Origin of the sequence: Streptomyces sp. NPDC057099 (genome assembly GCF_042671245.1) — a bacterium.
Lineage (GTDB): Bacteria > Actinomycetota > Actinomycetes > Streptomycetales > Streptomycetaceae > Streptomyces > Streptomyces purpurascens.
In genome coordinates this window covers 20,969-36,473 of the sequence record NZ_JBHUTX010000049.1, presented here as the reverse complement: position 1 = coordinate 36,473, position 15,505 = coordinate 20,969, and the positions used below count along the sequence as shown (strand labels likewise).

Genomic DNA, 15,505 nt, shown 5'->3' with positions numbered 1-15,505 from the left:
GTCCTCCTTCAGTCGGCCGCCGGGGCGGAGAGGGGAGACGTGGCCGTGGTGTCCGAGCGGTGCTCGGCGAGCACGCCGGTCCGGTGCCGCTGGACGAACCAGTAGTAGGCGAAGCCGCCGCCCGCGATGACGGCGACGAACAGCACGGCGCCCCAGCGCAGGTACCAGTGGTAGGGCGCCGCGGCGTTGTAGACCGCGGCCCGCGGCCAGATGAGGTTGAGCGTCATGGCGCCGCCCCACAGCACGGCCAGGATGTTGACCGGCAGCCCCCAGCGGCCCAGGGAGAAGCGGCCCTCGGTCGCGGGCTGCCACTTTCCGCGCAGCCGGGCGACCAGCAGCGGCACCGTGACACCCAGGTAGGCGAGGTAGATCATGATGATGCCGATGCTGGTGACGACGGTGAAGATCTGCGGCTGGCGGATGTTCACCACCAGGATCGCCAGCGCCAGGATCCCGATGATCACGGTCGGCAGGACCGGTGTCTGGAATCGCGGGTGGCACTTGGCCAGCTTCGAGGACGCGGGCAGGTTGTTGTCGCGGGCCATGGCGAACGCCAGCCGGACGGCGGCCGTGTGGACCGCCAGGGCGCACACCGTCACCGCGATCAGCACGCACCACAGCATCGCCTTGCCGGCCGTCGGGCCGAGCACGTCCAGGACGATGTACTGCAGACCGTCCGTGGACAGCTTCTCGCCCTTGAGGCTGGACACGCTCATCAGCGCGAGCAGCAGGATCAGACCGCCGAGCACGAAGGACGCGACAATCGCCCGGATGATCGCGCGCGGTGCGTTCCGGGTCGGGTCGAGGGACTCCTCGCCGAGCGAGGCGGCGGTGTCGAAGCCGTACATGACGTACGCGGAGGCCAGCGAGGCCACCAGGAAGGCACCCAGGTACCCGTTTCCGTACCCCGCGCCGGTGCCGTGCGTCTCCATGACGACCTGCGGGCCACGCGTGATGTGGACGGCGAACAGGACGATCAATACGACAGTGGCGATCAACTCGATGAACACGCCCGCCGTGTTGATCCTCGCCATCAACTTGACGCCGAAGGCGTTCACCAGGGTGGTGAACAGGATCAACACCGCGGCCAGGATGACCGCGTTGGTCGCCACGTCGTACGTACCGGTGCCGTCTCCCACGAACTGGAAGAACGACGAGATCTGCGGCAGCGTCAGCTGGTAGGCCAGCGCCACGGCCGCGATGGACACGATCGAGGCGATCAGCATCATCCAGCCGGCGAGCCAGCCCAGATGCGGATTGCCTATCTTCTTCGACCAGTTGTACACGGAGCCCGCGACGGGATAGCGCGCGGCGAGCTCCGCGAAGCAGAGCGCGACCATGAACTGGCCGACGAAGACCATCGGCCACGACCACCAGTAGGCGGGGCCGCCGCTGCCGTAGCCGAAGTAGAACAGCTGGAAGGTGCCGGTCAGGATCGATATGTAGCTGATCCCGGCGGCGAAGGTGTGGAAGTTGCCGAGGGTGCGCTTGAGCTCGGGTCTGTAGCCGAACTCGGTGAGTTCGGCGTCGTCCTGGCCGGGGGCGTCTGTGGACTGCGCGGTCGGTCTCATGGGCGGTTCCTCAATGGGTGTTCCTCGGGGCGGATTCGATCAGTCGAACCAACCCTGGGGTGTGGGACGGGTGTTGCGCCATATGTGCTTCGTCTCGCGATACTCGGCGAGCCCCGCGGGCCCGAGTTCGCGTCCGAAGCCGGACTGCTTGAAACCGCCCCATTCCGCCTGCGGAACGTAGGGGTGGAAGTCGTTGATCCAGACCGTTCCGAGGCGCAGCCGGTCCGCGACCCGCGCGGCCCGGGCCTCGTCGCTCGTCCACACGGCGCCCGCGAGACCGTAGATCGTGTCGTTGGCGAGACGTACGGCCTCCTCCTCGCCCGTGAACCGCTCGACGGTGAGGACGGGTCCGAAGGACTCCTCCTGGACCACGGACATGCCCGAGGCGCACTCGTCCAGCACGGTGGGCGGGTAGTAGAAGCCGCCGGCCAGGTCCTGCCGGTCCGGGCGCGAGCCGCCGCAGCGCAGTACCGCGCCCTCCGCCAGGCCCCTCGCCACGTAGGCCTCGACCTTGGCCCGGTGCGCGGCCGAGATCAGCGGACCGGTCCGGGCCCGCTCGTCGAACGGCCCGCCCAGCCGGATCTCCCGCGCCCGTCGTACCACCTCGTCGACGAAGCGGTCGTGCAGACAGTCCTCGACGAGCAGTCGCGTACCGGCCGAGCACACCTGCCCCGAGTGCAGGAACACGGCTGTCAGTGCCATGTCAACAGCGGCTTCGAAGCCGGCGTCGGCGAAGACGATGTTGGGGTTCTTGCCGCCGAGTTCGAGGGCCACCTTCTTCACCGTCGGAGCGGCGGCCGCCATCAGCCGGCGGCCGGTCTCCAGGCCGCCGGTGAAGGAGACGAGGTCCACGTCCGGATGGTCGCCGAGCGGGGCGCCCGCCTCCGGGCCCGCACCGAGGACCAGATTGCCGACGCCCGGCGGAAGCCCGGCCTCCGCCAGCAGCCGCACCAGGTGGATCGCGGTGTGCGGGGTCAGTTCGCTCGGCTTGAGCACGAAGGTGTTCCCGGCCGCGAGAGCCGGGGCGACCTTCCACGCCGTCTGCAGGAGCGGATAGTTCCAGGGCGTGATCAGCCCGCACACGCCGACCGGCTCGTACACGACCCGGCTGTCGACGTCCGCCCGGCCCGTGTCGACGACCCGGCCGGACTCGCTCGCCACCAGCCGCCCGAAGTAGCGGAAGCAGTTCGCGATGTCGTCGATGTCGTACTCGCTCTCCACGAGCCGCTTGCCCGTGTCCAGGGACTCCGCGCGGGCGAGGGCCGCCTTGTCCCGGGCGAGGAGGTCCGCGACGCGCAGCAGCAGGTCGCCGCGTTCGTGCGCCGGGGTCCGCGGCCACGGCCCGTCGTCGAAGGCCCGGCGGGCCGCGGCGATCGCCTCCACCGTGTCCTTGCCGCCCGCCTCGTCCACGACGCCGACCAGGGAACCGTCGGCCGGGCAGCGGATCTCACGGGTGCGCTCGTCGAGGGCGCCCCGCCACTCACCGTCAATGAACAGGTCCGGCATGCGCGCCTCCCAGCCGTTCGACGAGCCACTCGTGGAAGATCCCGATGTGGTGCTCGTTGGGCACGAGTACACCCCCTTTTCGGTACGCCCGGGAAGCCATCGCCGGCTGTGTTCGTTCGCAGGCGTCGAAATCTTGGAGGTTCACCCGATGAAAGAGCTCCACGGACCTCGACACATCCGCCCCTGACTCCACCACCTCGGGCGCGTACAGCCAGTCACACTCGACGACCGTGCGGTCCTCCGCGAGCGGGAACATGCGGTGCAGGATGACGTGGTCAGGGACGAGGTTCACGAAGACCGCCGGCTTGATCGTGATGGCGTAGTAGCGGCGGTCCTGGTCGGCGCCCACGGCCGGAAGCCTGCCGAAGCCCTCGCCGCCGTCGACGGTGAAGCCCTTGACCTCGTCGCCGAACTCGGCGCCGTGGCCCACGTAGTACTGGGCGGCGTACCCGTCGGCGAACTCCGGGAGCACCTCGGTCAGTTCGGGGTGGATCGTCGCACAGTGGTAGCACTCCATGAAGTTCTCGACGATCAGCTTCCAGTTCGCCTTCACGTCATAGGTGATGCGTTTGCCGAGCGCGAGGTTCTCCGTGCCGTAGTGGTCGATGGCCGCGACGTCACCGAGCCGCTCGACGGCGGCCTGTACGACCGTCTCCTCGAAGGAGGGCGGTTCGTCCGCCAGGCACACCCAGGCGTAGCCGAGCCACTCACGCAGAGCGACATTGATCAACCCGTACGCGACACGGTCGACGTCCGGCATCTTGATCAAGTTGGGTGCGGCGATCAACTTGCCATCGAGGTCGTACGTCCACGCGTGGTACGGGCACTGGAGCGTGCGGCGGTTCTCACCCGACTCCTCCGTGCACAGGCGCGCCCCGCGATGGCGGCAGACATTGAGGAAGGCGCGCAGTTCACCCTTGCGGGTACGGGTGATGACGACGCTCTCGCGGCCGACCTGGACGGTGCGGAAGGCACCGGGCCGCTCCAGGTCGGAGCTGCGGACCGCGCAGAACCACATCGACTCGAAGATGTGCTCCTGCTCCTGCCGGAAGACGTCCGGGTCGGTGTAGTAGCGGCCGGGGAGGGTGGTGATCAGGCTCGGGGGGATCGGGGTCGTCGTCACGTGCGTGCTCCTCGGACGGGCGCGGCGGCGAGGCGGGCGGGAGAGACGGGGGTGGTGGTTGCGATCGCGTCGTGACTGGGGGACAAGGCATGCCTCCTAGCGGCGGATACGCGTCATCTTCGGGTCGAACAGCGGCTCGTCGGCCACCGTGGCGGAGACCTTCTCGCCGACGTACTCGATGTGCACGCCCGTGCCCGTGGCGAGACGGGCGGGCAGCCAGGCGTACGCGACGCAGCGGCCGAGGGTGTAGCCGTACGACGCGCTGGTGACGTAGCCGGCGGGGGCACCGTCGACGTACACCGGCTCCTTGCCGAGGACGACGGCGGCGGGGTCGTCGAGGAGGAGGGGGGTGAGGCGGCGGCCGGGCTCGCCGGCCTCGGCCAGCGCGGCCTTGCCGACGAAGTCCTCCTTGTCCATACGGACCGCGAAGCCGACACCCGCCTCGAACGGGTCGTGCTCGTCGGTCATGTCGACGCCCCAGGCCCGATAGCCCTTCTCCAGCCGCAGGGAGTTGAAGGCCGAGCGGCCCGCCGCGACCACGCCGAGGTCCCGGCCGGCCTCCCACAGCGTGTCCCAGAGCCGGAGCCCCAGGTCGGCGGTGGTGTACAGCTCCCAGCCGAGCTCGCCGACGTAACTCAGCCGCATGGCGGTCACCGGGACATGCCCGATGTACGTCTCCTTCGCGCGGAAGTAGCCGAAGGCCTCGTGCGAGAAGTCGTCGGGAGTGAGCGGCTGGACGAGGTCACGGGCGAGCGGGCCCCATACACCGACGCAGCAGGTGCCGGAGGTGATGTCCCGGATGTGGACGTCCGCCGGCGCGTGGCGCAGCAGCCAGTCGAGGTCGGCGGGGGAGTTGGCGCCGACCTGGAAGCGGTCGGGGGCGAGGCGCGCCACGGTCAGGTCGGAGCGGATGCCGCCCGTCTCGTCGAGGAGGAGGGTGTAGGTGACCGCGCCGGGCTTCTTGCGGAGGTTGTTGCTGGTCATACGGTCCAGGAAACCGAGGGCTCCGGGGCCCGTGACCTCGAGGCGGCGCAGGGGCGTCATGTCGTAGAGGGCGACCCCCTCACGCGTCGCCCTGGCCTCGGCCGCCGCGAGGGGCGACCAGTGGCGGGCCGACCAGGCGTCGCGCTCGGGGAGAGGACCGAGGGCGTCCACGAGCGGGGCGTTCGCCTCGTACCAGTGCGGCCGCTCCCAGCCGCCGCCCTCCAGGAAGTACGCGCCGAGCTGCTGCTGACGGGCGTGGAAGGGGCTGACCCGCAGGGGCCGGGGCCGCTCCATCGGCTGGAGCGGATGGATGACGTCGTACACCTCGACGAACTGCTGCGAACCCCGCTCACGGACGTACGACGGTGAACGCTGCGCCTCCTCGAAGCGCGTGAGGTCGCACTCGTGCAGGTCGATCGACGGCCGCCCGTCCACCATCCACTCGGCGACGGCCTTGGCGACACCGGCCGAGTGCGTGACCCAGACGGCCTCGGCCAGCCAGAAGCCGCGCAGCGCCCGGGACTCGCCGAGGACCGGCATGCCGTCCGGGGTGAAGGAGAACACGCCGTTGAAGCCCGACTCGATCTCGGCGTCGCGCAGCGCGGGCATGAGCCGGCGGCAGTCGGCCCAGCTGGGGGCCCAGTCCTCCTCCGTGAAGGGACAGGAGGACGGCATGTCCATGTGGCGGGCGCGCGCCTCGTCGTACGGCAGGACGGCGAAGGGGTCGACGGGCAGGGGCCGGTGGGCGTAGGAGCCGATGCCGATCCGGTCGGTGTGCTCACGGAAGTAGAGGTCGCGGTCCTGGAAGCGGAGGATCGGTTTCGAGGCCTCCGCGGTCGCACCGTTCAGCTCGGGGAGCGGCCTGGTCCTCGCGTACTGGTGGGCGAGCGGCTGCAGAGGGACGTCGACCCCGGCCATGCGGCCGATGACCGGGCCCCAGAAGCCGGCCGCCGAGACGACGTGGTCGGCCGGGAAGGTGCCCCGGTCGGTGACGACTTCGCTGACCCTGCCGTCCTGCCGCTCGATGCCGGTGACCGTGTGCCGGTCCAGGAAGCGGGCGCCCCGCTCGGTGGCCCGTGCCATCTGGGCGCGGGCGGCGAGCAGGGCGCGGGCCAGGCCGTCCTCCGGGGTGTGGAAGCCGCCGAGGACCACCGACTCGTCGATCAGCGGCCACAGTTCCTTGCAGCGCGCGGCGTCCACGATCTCGCCGCGCACGCCCCAGGCGGCGGCGTAACCGGACCTGCGCTGCAGCTCGGCGAGACGCTCGGGAGTGGTGGCCAGCTCCAGGCCGCCGACCTGGTCGAAGCAGGAGACGCCGTCGACGTCGAGCGAGCTGAACTTCTCGACCGTGTACCGGGCGAGGGCGGTGAGGGTCTTCGACGGGCTGGTCCGGAAGACGAGGCCGGGTGCGTGCGAGGTGGAGCCGCCCGGCGCGGGCAAGGGCCCCTGTTCGAGAACGGTGACGTCGGTCCAGCCGCGGGCGGTCAGCTCGTCGGCGAGGGAACAGCCGACGATGCCGGCGCCGATGACGACCACGCGGGGGATTTCGGGTGTGCTGGACATGCCCCTCCTTGTCCTTGGCGTTGTCCTTGCCGGGATGGATGAACACGCTGGGGGGAGTGAGGTGTTGGGTCTATACAGCGCTCACAGGACGACCACCGAGCGCAGCACCTCACCCCGGTGCATCCTCGCGAACGCCTCCTCCACCTGGTCCAGCGCGATGGTCTCGCTGACGAAGGCGTTCAGGTCCAGCAGCCCGTACAGGTACTGGTCGACGAGGAACGGGAAGTCCCGGCTCGGCAGACAGTCGCCGTACCAGGACGACTTGATCGCGCCGCCCCGCGAGAACACGTCGATCAGCGGCAGCTCGACCTTCATCTCGGGGGAGGGCACGCCGACCTGGACCAGCAGGCCCGCGTGGTCGCGCATGTAGAAGGCCTGCGTGAACGTCTCCGGGCGGCCCACCGCGTCGATCGCGATGTCGACGCCGAAGCCGTCGGTGAGTTCCCGCACTGCCTGGACGGGGTCGGTCCCCCGGGAGTTGACGGTGTGTGTGGCGCCGAACTTCTCCGCCTGGTCGAGCTTCCGGTCGTCGATGTCCACGGCGATGACCTTCATGGCGCCGTTGAGACAGGCGCCCGCGATCGCCGCGTTGCCGACGCCGCCGCAGCCGATCACGGCGACCGAATCGCCCCGGCCGACCTTGCCGGTGTTGACCGCGGCGCCGTAGCCCGCCATGACCCCGCAGCCGATGAGCCCGGCGGCCTCCGGGCGCGCGGCCGGGTCGATCTTCACCGCCTGGCCCGCCGCGACCAGCGTCTTCTCGGCGAAGGCGCCGATACCGAGGGCGTTCGTGAGCGGCGTGCCGTCCAGCAGGGTCATCGGCTGGGCGGCGTTGCGGGAGTCGAAGCAGTACCAGGGGCGGCCCCGGCGACAGGAACGGCAACGGCCGCAGGGAGCACGCCAGGCCAGCACCACGTAGTCACCGGGTTTGAGGTCGGTGACGCCCTCGCCGACCGCCTCGATCGTGCCGGCCGCCTCATGGCCCAGCAGGAACGGGAAGTCGTCCGTGATCGCGCCCTCCCGGTAGTGCAGATCCGTGTGGCACACCCCGCACGCCTGCACGGTGACCAGGACCTCTCCGGGGCCGGGATCGGGAACCACGATCGTCTGCACCTCGACGGGTGCGCCTTTCTTGACAGCGACTGCGGCACGGACCTCGTGTGGCACGACCACTCCTCTGCTGTTGCGCAGTGCACGATGGGTTGCGCGATGGGGAACATAGTGGGAATCGCATCAAGGAGCCGTCAAGAGGTACGAGTCAAGCCTTGGAAAACGGAACGGGGCGGGCGAAACACACCGGACACACAACAGCGCGGGACCAGGGATTCCACCTGGTCCCGCGCTGTGTGCCCTGCGTCCCGGCCAACCGGCCCGGGTACGTCAGAAGCCGTATCCCATACGACGGGACAGTTCGGCCGCCGCCGCCTCCGTACGCTTCGCCAGCTCGGGCAGCCGCTCCTGGCTCAGCCGGTACACCGGCCCCGAGACACTCAGCGACGCGATGACCTTGCCGTCGTGCGAGCGGATGGGCGACGCCGCCGCCGCGAGGCCGATCTCCAGCTCCTCGACCGTGATCGCGTAGCCCTGCTGCACGACGGTGTCCAACTCGCCCCGCAGCATGGACGCGACCGTGACCGTGCGCTCCGTGAAACGGTGCAGCGGGCGCGCCAGCAGGCCCTCGCGCAGGGTCGGCGGCATGTGGGCGAACAGCACCTTGCCGCTGGACGTGGCGTGCAGCGGGGTGCGGCGGCCGAGCCAGTTCTGCGCGGTGACCGAGGCGGTGCCGCGGGCCTGCATGATGTTGACCGCCGCGTCGTCGTCCAGGACCGCGATGTTGACCGTCTCGCCCAGCTCGTCGGCGAGTTCCCGGCACACCGGGACGCCCTCCTGGGACACGTCCAGCCGCACTGCCGCCGCCCCCGCGAGGCGCAGTACGCCGGCGCCCAGGTAGTACTTGCCGCGGTCCTTCGCCTGGGCGACCAGGCCGCGGTTCTCCAGGACGCCGAGTAGCCGGAACGCCGTGGACTTGTGCACGTCCAGCTCGTCGGCGATCTCGGTGACGCCCGCCTCGCCGTGCCGGGCCAGGATCTCCAGGACGCTCACGGCGCGATCCACCGACTGGACGGCACTCGCCGCGCCTCTGCCACCAGGCTTCGCCGTGCTCTCCGAGGGGTTCTCCGGCGGGTTCTCATCGCGGTCGGACCGCTTCTGCGTGCGGGTCATGGCTGAACTCTCACCACCTGTCGGCCCTGTTTGGGCCGCATCTTCGGGAACCCCTTGACGCGACGGTCGCCTCGCCCGGATTCTGTTGCGTATAGCGCTTGCCAATGCGCCATGTGAAACATCATGTTACCGAAGCGTCCGGATCTCGGAAGGGGACGAGCTCCCGGCAGGGGGACTCGGTCCTGACGGCGCGACCGGACCTCGGCACCGACACACACACCTCTCCGTGCCCGGACCCGCCCCGGTCCGTGGCACTCCATGAACTGCCTACAGTCTGGCCGAACGGTCCGGCCACGTCCCGGACCGAAAGGGGGGCCCGTGATTCCCGTCTGCCGCCTCGAAGACCTCCCCAAGGGCGAATCCGTCCGCATCGAGACGACACCGCCCGTCGCCGTGTTCCATACCGACGACGGTGACCTCTACGCCATCGACGACACCTGCACCCACCAGGACGCCTCCCTCTCCGAGGGGTGGCTGGAGGGCTGCCTGGTCGAATGCCCGCTGCACGCCGCCTCGTTCGACCTGCGCACGGGCCGCCCGACCTGCCTCCCGGCCCGCCGAGCCGTCCGCACCCACAGCGTCACCGTCGAGGACGGCCTCATCCACGTCCACGTCGCTGCGGAGGAGGGGACGGCCGCGTGAACGCGAAACGCGAAGGCGGCGCGAGCGGTACGGCCCGCACGCCGGCAGCCGGGAGCAGGCGCATCACCACCGGCGGAGCCGGCAGGGCGGATGCCGTGGTCCGGCGTGCCGCGACCGGTGAGGCGAGTGTGTGGGACGCCGCAAGGAGGCATGCCGCATGCGAACCGTGACCATCGTCGGCGCCTCCCTCTCCGGCCTGTACGCGGCCCGGGAACTGCGTGCCCAGGGCTACGACGGGCGTCTGGTGATCGTCGGCGACGAACCCCACCACCCCTACGACCGGCCTCCCCTCTCCAAGGACTTCCTCACCGGCCGAGCCGACGAGACCCACCTCGCCCTCACCGACAGCGAGGAGACCACCGAACTCGGCGCCGAGTGGATCCTCGGCGTCCGTGCCCGCGCCCTCGACGCCCGCGGCCGCACCGTGCTGCTCGACGACGGCCGCACCGTGTCCACCGACGGTGTCGTCATCGCCACGGGCGCCTCGGCCCGCCGTCTCCCGGGTGACACCCTCGCCGGCGTACACACGCTGCGCACCCTCGACGACGCCCGTGCCCTGCGCGAGGAACTCACCCGTGGCCCGTGCCGTGTCGTCGTCATCGGCGGTGGCTTCATCGGCGCCGAGACCGCGTCCTCCTGCTCCTCCCTCGGCCACTCCGTCACCGTCGTGGAGGCCGCCCCGCTCCCCCTCGTGCCCCAACTCGGCGCCGAGATGGCCGCCGTGTGCGCTTCACTGCACCACCGTGGCCGGGTGGACCTGGTCACCGGCACCGGAGTGACCGGACTTCGGGGCACCACCACCGTCACCGGCGTGGACCTCACCGACGGTCGCACCCTCCCCGCCGACATCGTGATCGTCGGAATCGGCGCCACCCCCAACACCGCGTGGCTGGTCGGTTCGGCCCTGGCCCTGCACGACGGCGTCCTGTGCGACGACGGCTGTGTGACGGTCCTGCCCCAGGTGGTCGCCGTCGGCGACGTGGCCCGCGTCGGCGGCACCCGCGCCGAGCACTGGACGTCGGCCACTCAGCAGCCCAGAGCCGCCGTGACCAACCTGCTCGCCGGACGAACCGTCGAGACCGCGACCGCCGTCCCCTACTTCTGGTCCGACCAGTACGGCGCCGCCATCCAGTTCGCCGGCCGGCGCACGGACGGCGACACCGTCCGCGTCACCGAGGGCGAGCTCTCCGACGGCACACCGGCCGAGGGCGGCTTCCTCGCCCGCTACGAGCGGGACGGCCGGACGACCGCGGTGCTCGCCGTGGACCGCCCGCGGCCGTTCATGCGGGCGCGACGCGAACTCGCTCGGGGTGCGGGGGAGGAACGGGTGCAGTCCGCCGCACGGTGAGGAGTGCCGGCCAGGGCATCGACCGGGCGTGCGCTTCGAGGTCCGGACGCCTCGCCACGGTCACCCGGCCGTCACTCCTCACGAGTGGGACAACTGCCCGGCCCCGCCCCGCCGGCGTATCCGCTCCTGGGCACGCATGGCCGCGCGTGCCTGCCGTCGGGCCCGGCGCCGCTCGCGGCGCAGCGCCCGAGCCGTGCTGCTGGGCATGGAGACCACGCCGTTGCGCTGGTTCCAGACCTGACGCGTCACCCACACGTCGAGGGCTCCCCAGGTGGCCGCGATCGTGCTGACCACGCTGCTGATCACCATGGGGAACGCCGGCCAGGACCCGGCCATCGTGCACAGGAAGGCCACCATCGCCTGGATCAGCGTCAAGGCGATGAGGAGCACCGCCCGCACGGCCGCCGTCCGTACCGGATCCGGCAGCCGCCGTCGCCGGGCCGGCTCCTCCACCCACAGGGGCCGGTTGTACTGCTGCTCGCGTCCGCCGCGGCCCACCTCGTGAGCCAGGGCTGCTCTCTCGTGAGCCCTGGTCTCCGTCCCCTCAGCCGGAATGTCGCGATCAGTCGCCTCGCGACTCCGATGCCCCGGCACGTGCGCCCCACCAGCCCTGGGCGTCCCGCGCCGCTCCGCCGTGCCCATCAACGTGTCACTCCCCACCGCCAGCAGACCGCTCGCTCGCATCCGAAGACCCGTGCTCCTCAGTGGGCTGCCCGGCTTGCGCTGTCTTACGCCGCCCAGGTGCGGGATGCGGCTCCTGTGGCCGATTCCGCCCCCAACTCCCGTAGAGAAGGACGAACGACCCACCACGAAGATTCCCGAGAAACGAAAAATTTCAGCCAACCGCCCTGGCGGGTCACGGCGATCGGCCCCCACGGCCGCCACCGGTTTAGGGGAGACAACTCCCGCAATGCCCGGACAACTCCCCATGCCTCGTGGCTGGCGCGGAAGTTCACCTTCCGGACCGGTCTTCGAGTTCCCTGTGGGTCGGTAGTAGGCTCGCGCCGTTTGTTGACGCACATGTGTACCCCCGGTAGGCCGGGGGCCCGAGCTGGGGGAGGCCATGCGCTTTCGCGGGAAGTCCATCCGCCGGAAGATCGTGGCGCTGCTTCTCGTGCCGCTGGTGTCCCTGAGCGCGATCTGGGCCTTCGCCACGGTGCTCACGGGGCGTGAGGCGGCCGACCTGTTCAACGTGTCGTCCGTGGTGGAGAAGATCGGCTACCCCATCGAGGACACCGTCCGCGTCCTCCAGGAGGAACGCCGCCAGACCCTCGTCTACCTCGCCGACCCCCGCGGCTCCGACGGACTCGCAGCGCTCCGGCGCAGCCGGTCCGCCACCGACAAGGCCGTCGGCAGCATCCGCGAGAACGCCCGGAATCCGGACGTGCGCGATGCGATGGGCGAGGACACCGACGAGCGGCTGACCGCGGTCCTGGACGCCTTCGAAGGCATCGAGTCGCTGCGCAGCAGTGTCGAGGACGGCACCGTCAACCGTTCTCAGGCCCTCGACCTCTACAACCGGCTGGTCGACCCCTGCTACGTCCTCCTGGCCAACCTGCACGTGGTCGACAACGTCGAACTGGACAAGCAGTACCGCGCGCTGGTCAATCTCGCCCGCGCCCGCGAACTCCTCTCCCGCGAGGACGCCCTCCTCGGCTCCGCCCTGATCGTCGGCGAGATCTCCCACTCCGAAGAGCGCGACATCTCCGACCTCGTGGCCCAGCGCATCCTGATGTACGACGCCAACCTGCCGCTGCTGCCCGTCGCGGAGCGCGACCGCTACGAGAGCTTCTGGAAGAACGCCTCCTCCGCTCCGCTGCGCGTGGCCGAGGAAGCGGCCGTCTCCTCCGGGACCGGAGCGCCCCGCGGTGTCTCCGCGAAAAGCTGGGACAGCGCCGCCGGCAACGTGCTCGACGAGCTCGGCACCCTCAACGACCAGGCCAACGACCGCTACCAGGACCGCGTCGATCCGGTGGCCATGGGCGTCATCGCCAAGGCGGTCGTCGCCGGAGTGCTCGGCCTGCTCGCGCTGCTGGTCTCCCTCTTCCTGTCCGTGCGCGTCGGCCGCACCCTCATCCGCGATCTGCGGCAGCTGCGCCTGGAGGCCCACGAGGCGTCCGGGGTACGGCTGCCCAGCGTGATGCGCCGGCTCTCCGCGGGCGAACAGGTCGACGTCGAGACCGAGGTCCCGCACCTGGAGTACGACAAGAACGAGATGGGCGAGGTCGGCCAGGCCCTCAACACCCTGCAGCGCGCCGCCGTCGAAGCCGCCGTCAAACAGGCCGAGCTGCGCGCCGGCGTCTCCGAGGTCTTCGTCAACCTCGCGCGCCGCAGCCAGGTCCTGCTCCACCGGCAGCTCACCCTGCTCGACGCCATGGAGCGCAGGACCGAGGACACCGAGGAACTCGCCGACCTGTTCCGCCTCGACCACCTGACCACCCGCATGCGCCGGCACGCCGAGGGCCTCGTGATCCTCTCCGGCGCCGCCCCCTCCCGTCAGTGGCGCAAGCCCGTCCAGCTCATGGACGTCGTCCGCGCCGCCGTCGCCGAGGTCGAGGACTACGAACGCATCGAGGTCCGCCGCCTTCCGCGTATCGCCGTCACCGGCCCGGCCGTCGCCGACCTCACCCATCTCGTGGCGGAACTCCTGGAGAACGCCACGGTCTTCTCGCCGCCGCACACCGCCGTCCAGGTCCTGGGCGAGCGGGTCGCCAACGGCTTCACCCTGGAGATCCACGACCGCGGCCTCGGCATGGCCGCCGAAGCACTCCTGGACGCGAACCTCCGGCTCGCCGAGACGCCGGAGTTCGAGCTGTCCGACACCGACCGGCTCGGTCTGTTCGTGGTCAGCCGGCTCGCCCAGCGACAGAACGTCCGGGTCTCCCTGCAGCCCTCCCCGTACGGAGGCACGACCGCCGTCGTCTTCATCCCCGACGCGCTGCTGACGGACGACATCCCGGACACGAACGGCATCGGGTTCCGCCTCGACCGCCCCCAGCTGGCCACCGAGAGCGAGTCGCAGGACAGCCGCCGCGCCGCCCTGTCCCAGGCGCCCGCACAGCGCCCCGGCCTGCCTGCCTCCCTCCTGGACGGCCCGGTCGAGCTGGAAGCCCCGGTGGACCTGGACGCCATCAGCGGCTTCCCCGGCTCCCTCGAGGACGAGAACAGCGGACACGGCGCCCTGTTCCGCCCCCGCCACTCCCTCACCCGCGCCCAGGACGAGACAGCCGGCCGCCCCGATCCGCAGCAGCAGAGCGACGCCCGCGGCGGACGGGACCGGACCGACACCGACGACGAGCCCGGCGCTCCGGCCGTCCCGCTTCGCCGCCACACCCCCAAGCTGGTCAGCTCGCACGGGCGCCCGGTCACCGAGCAGCGCACCCGTCGGGGGAAGACCGACGAGGAGCCCACCACGGCCACCGGCCGAGCGGAATCGGGGGCGACGTCCTCGCTCCCCTCGCGTCGCCGGGGCGAGGACTCCGCGAGCGGCCGTGCCGCGGGCCGGCCGGGGCCGGACCCCGCGCTTCCGGTCCGGCGCCGCACCGAGGACTCCTCGGCCGGCACCCGGCGGGGCGAGGCGCGGACCGATGCACCCCCGCCCCTGCCGGCCCGTCGCCGGGGGACGGAATCCGCTCGCCCGGCCATCGGCGCGGTCGGCCGGGACGCCGACCACACCGAATCCCCGGCCACGCCCGGCAACGCCGTCGGAGACCGGTCGGAACCGCCCGGTCTGCCCAAGCGCACCCGCCGCGCGGAGATCGCGTCCAGTGGCCCGGACGCACCCGACCACCGCTCCGGACCCGCACCGGAGAACACCGGCGGGCCCACGCGCCACGAGGCAGGCTCCGGTGCCGCGCCACAGGACACCGGCTCCGGCACCACTCCACTGCCCCGGCGCGTTCGGCAGGCCAACCTGGCTCCGCAGCTGAAGCGGGGGGCCGAGCCGCGTACGGAGGACAAGGCCGAGCCCGTCGAACGCGACGCCGAGGAAGTACGCAGCCGCATGGCCTCGCTCCAGCGCGGCTGGCAGCGCGGCCGTGATGAGAACGCCGCGGGCGATGCCGCCTACAGCGGCGCAGCACGACAAGGAACGACAGAGGGGGACGGTCGATGACCGCACCGAAGGCCACCGGCCACACCGCGACCATCAAGGGGGAGCTGAACTGGCTCCTCGACGACCTGGTGGACCGCGTCGCGAGCATCCGCAAGGCCCTCGTGCTTTCCAGCGACGGTTTGGCGACGGGGGTGTCCAGGGACCTGACCAGGGAGGACAGCGAGCACCTGGCTGCCGTGGCCTCCGGGTTCCACAGCCTCGCCAAGGGTGTGGGACGCCACTTCGAGGCCGGCAACGTCCGCCAGACCGTCGTCGAGCTCGACGACGCCTTCCTGTTCGTGACCGCAGCCGGTGACGGCAGCTGCCTCGCCGTCCTCTCGGACGCCGACTCCGACGTCGGCCAGGTCGCCTACGAGATGACGCTCCTCGTCAAGCGGGTCGGTGTGCATCTGGGTGCCGCTCCGCGCACCGATCTGCCCGCAGGCGGGTAG

The 15,505-nt window shown here is 71.0% G+C and carries 11 protein-coding genes; 4 read left to right on the top strand and 7 right to left on the bottom strand.

Translation table 11 applies throughout. The features are described 5' to 3' along the window. Positions 1-8 precede the first annotated feature (8 nt). From ACFT4A_RS35650 to ACFT4A_RS35625, 6 genes are all read right to left on the bottom strand, one after another. The gene (locus tag ACFT4A_RS35650; RefSeq protein WP_382838878.1) at positions 9-1,571 is read right to left on the bottom strand and encodes an APC family permease; all 1,563 of its coding nucleotides are present in this window, start codon (positions 1,569-1,571) and stop codon (positions 9-11) included. 39 nt (positions 1,572-1,610) lie between these two features. Then, entirely contained in the window at positions 1,611-3,077 is a 1,467-nt protein-coding gene (locus ACFT4A_RS35645; protein WP_382838875.1) for an aldehyde dehydrogenase family protein, read from the bottom strand. Then, entirely contained in the window at positions 3,058-4,200 is a 1,143-nt protein-coding gene (locus ACFT4A_RS35640; protein ID WP_382838872.1) for an aromatic ring-hydroxylating dioxygenase subunit alpha, read from the bottom strand. The genes ACFT4A_RS35645 and ACFT4A_RS35640 overlap by 20 nt, the downstream gene beginning before the upstream one ends. A 96-nt stretch (positions 4,201-4,296) precedes the next feature. Continuing rightward, on the bottom strand, positions 4,297-6,747 hold the full coding sequence (locus ACFT4A_RS35635) for an FAD-dependent oxidoreductase (protein WP_382838869.1): 2,451 nt from the start codon (positions 6,745-6,747) through the stop codon (positions 4,297-4,299). Between the two features lie 81 nt (positions 6,748-6,828). Next, positions 6,829-7,914 (bottom strand): S-(hydroxymethyl)mycothiol dehydrogenase, encoded by a 1,086-nt coding sequence (locus ACFT4A_RS35630; protein WP_382838866.1) that lies wholly within the window; start codon positions 7,912-7,914, stop codon positions 6,829-6,831. 213 nt (positions 7,915-8,127) lie between these two features. Next, a complete protein-coding gene (locus tag ACFT4A_RS35625) occupies positions 8,128-8,970 on the bottom strand; it encodes an IclR family transcriptional regulator (protein ID WP_382838864.1) in 843 nt (280 codons plus the stop codon). A 318-nt stretch (positions 8,971-9,288) separates the two neighbouring features. Here ACFT4A_RS35625 and ACFT4A_RS35620 point away from each other — a divergent pair, with 318 nt between their 5' ends. Both ACFT4A_RS35620 and ACFT4A_RS35615 read left to right on the top strand, forming a co-directional pair. Continuing rightward, positions 9,289-9,612 carry a bifunctional 3-phenylpropionate/cinnamic acid dioxygenase ferredoxin subunit gene (locus ACFT4A_RS35620; protein WP_382838862.1) on the top strand — a complete coding sequence of 108 codons (324 nt, stop codon included), beginning with the start codon at positions 9,289-9,291 and terminating at the stop codon, positions 9,610-9,612. Between the two features lie 157 nt (positions 9,613-9,769). Further along, the gene (locus ACFT4A_RS35615) at positions 9,770-10,960 is read left to right on the top strand and encodes an NAD(P)/FAD-dependent oxidoreductase (protein ID WP_382838860.1); all 1,191 of its coding nucleotides are present in this window, start codon (positions 9,770-9,772) and stop codon (positions 10,958-10,960) included. 78 nt (positions 10,961-11,038) lie between these two features. Here ACFT4A_RS35615 and ACFT4A_RS35610 read toward each other — a convergent pair whose 3' ends face one another. Next, positions 11,039-11,602: a hypothetical protein gene (locus ACFT4A_RS35610; protein ID WP_382838939.1), complete on the bottom strand. Its 564-nt coding sequence runs from the start codon at positions 11,600-11,602 to the stop codon at positions 11,039-11,041. 421 nt (positions 11,603-12,023) lie between these two features. Between ACFT4A_RS35610 and ACFT4A_RS35605 the strand changes: the two genes are divergently transcribed. Together ACFT4A_RS35605 and ACFT4A_RS35600 are read left to right on the top strand one after the other, a co-directional pair. Then, positions 12,024-15,074, top strand: coding sequence for a nitrate- and nitrite sensing domain-containing protein (locus ACFT4A_RS35605; protein ID WP_382838858.1), 3,051 nt, complete (start codon positions 12,024-12,026; stop codon positions 15,072-15,074). Further along, positions 15,071-15,505 carry a roadblock/LC7 domain-containing protein gene (locus tag ACFT4A_RS35600; RefSeq protein WP_382497466.1) on the top strand — a complete coding sequence of 145 codons (435 nt, stop codon included), beginning with the start codon at positions 15,071-15,073 and terminating at the stop codon, positions 15,503-15,505. Before ACFT4A_RS35605 ends, ACFT4A_RS35600 begins: the two co-directional genes overlap by 4 nt.

What these genes read in the sequence shown, in the direction of transcription:
- ACFT4A_RS35650 (WP_382838878.1), bottom strand. Translation starts at nt 1,571, where the DNA reads ATGAGACCGACCGCGCAGTCCACAGACGCCCCCGGCCAGGACGACGCC.
- ACFT4A_RS35645 (WP_382838875.1), bottom strand. Translation starts at nt 3,077, where the DNA reads ATGCCGGACCTGTTCATTGACGGTGAGTGGCGGGGCGCCCTCGACGAG.
- ACFT4A_RS35635 (WP_382838869.1), bottom strand. Translation starts at nt 6,747, where the DNA reads ATGTCCAGCACACCCGAAATCCCCCGCGTGGTCGTCATCGGCGCCGGC.
- ACFT4A_RS35625 (WP_382838864.1), bottom strand. Translation starts at nt 8,970, where the DNA reads ATGACCCGCACGCAGAAGCGGTCCGACCGCGATGAGAACCCGCCGGAG.
- ACFT4A_RS35615 (WP_382838860.1), top strand. Translation starts at nt 9,770, where the DNA reads ATGCGAACCGTGACCATCGTCGGCGCCTCCCTCTCCGGCCTGTACGCG.
- ACFT4A_RS35610 (WP_382838939.1), bottom strand. Translation starts at nt 11,602, where the DNA reads ATGGGCACGGCGGAGCGGCGCGGGACGCCCAGGGCTGGTGGGGCGCAC.
- ACFT4A_RS35605 (WP_382838858.1), top strand. Translation starts at nt 12,024, where the DNA reads ATGCGCTTTCGCGGGAAGTCCATCCGCCGGAAGATCGTGGCGCTGCTT.
- ACFT4A_RS35600 (WP_382497466.1), top strand. Translation starts at nt 15,071, where the DNA reads ATGACCGCACCGAAGGCCACCGGCCACACCGCGACCATCAAGGGGGAG.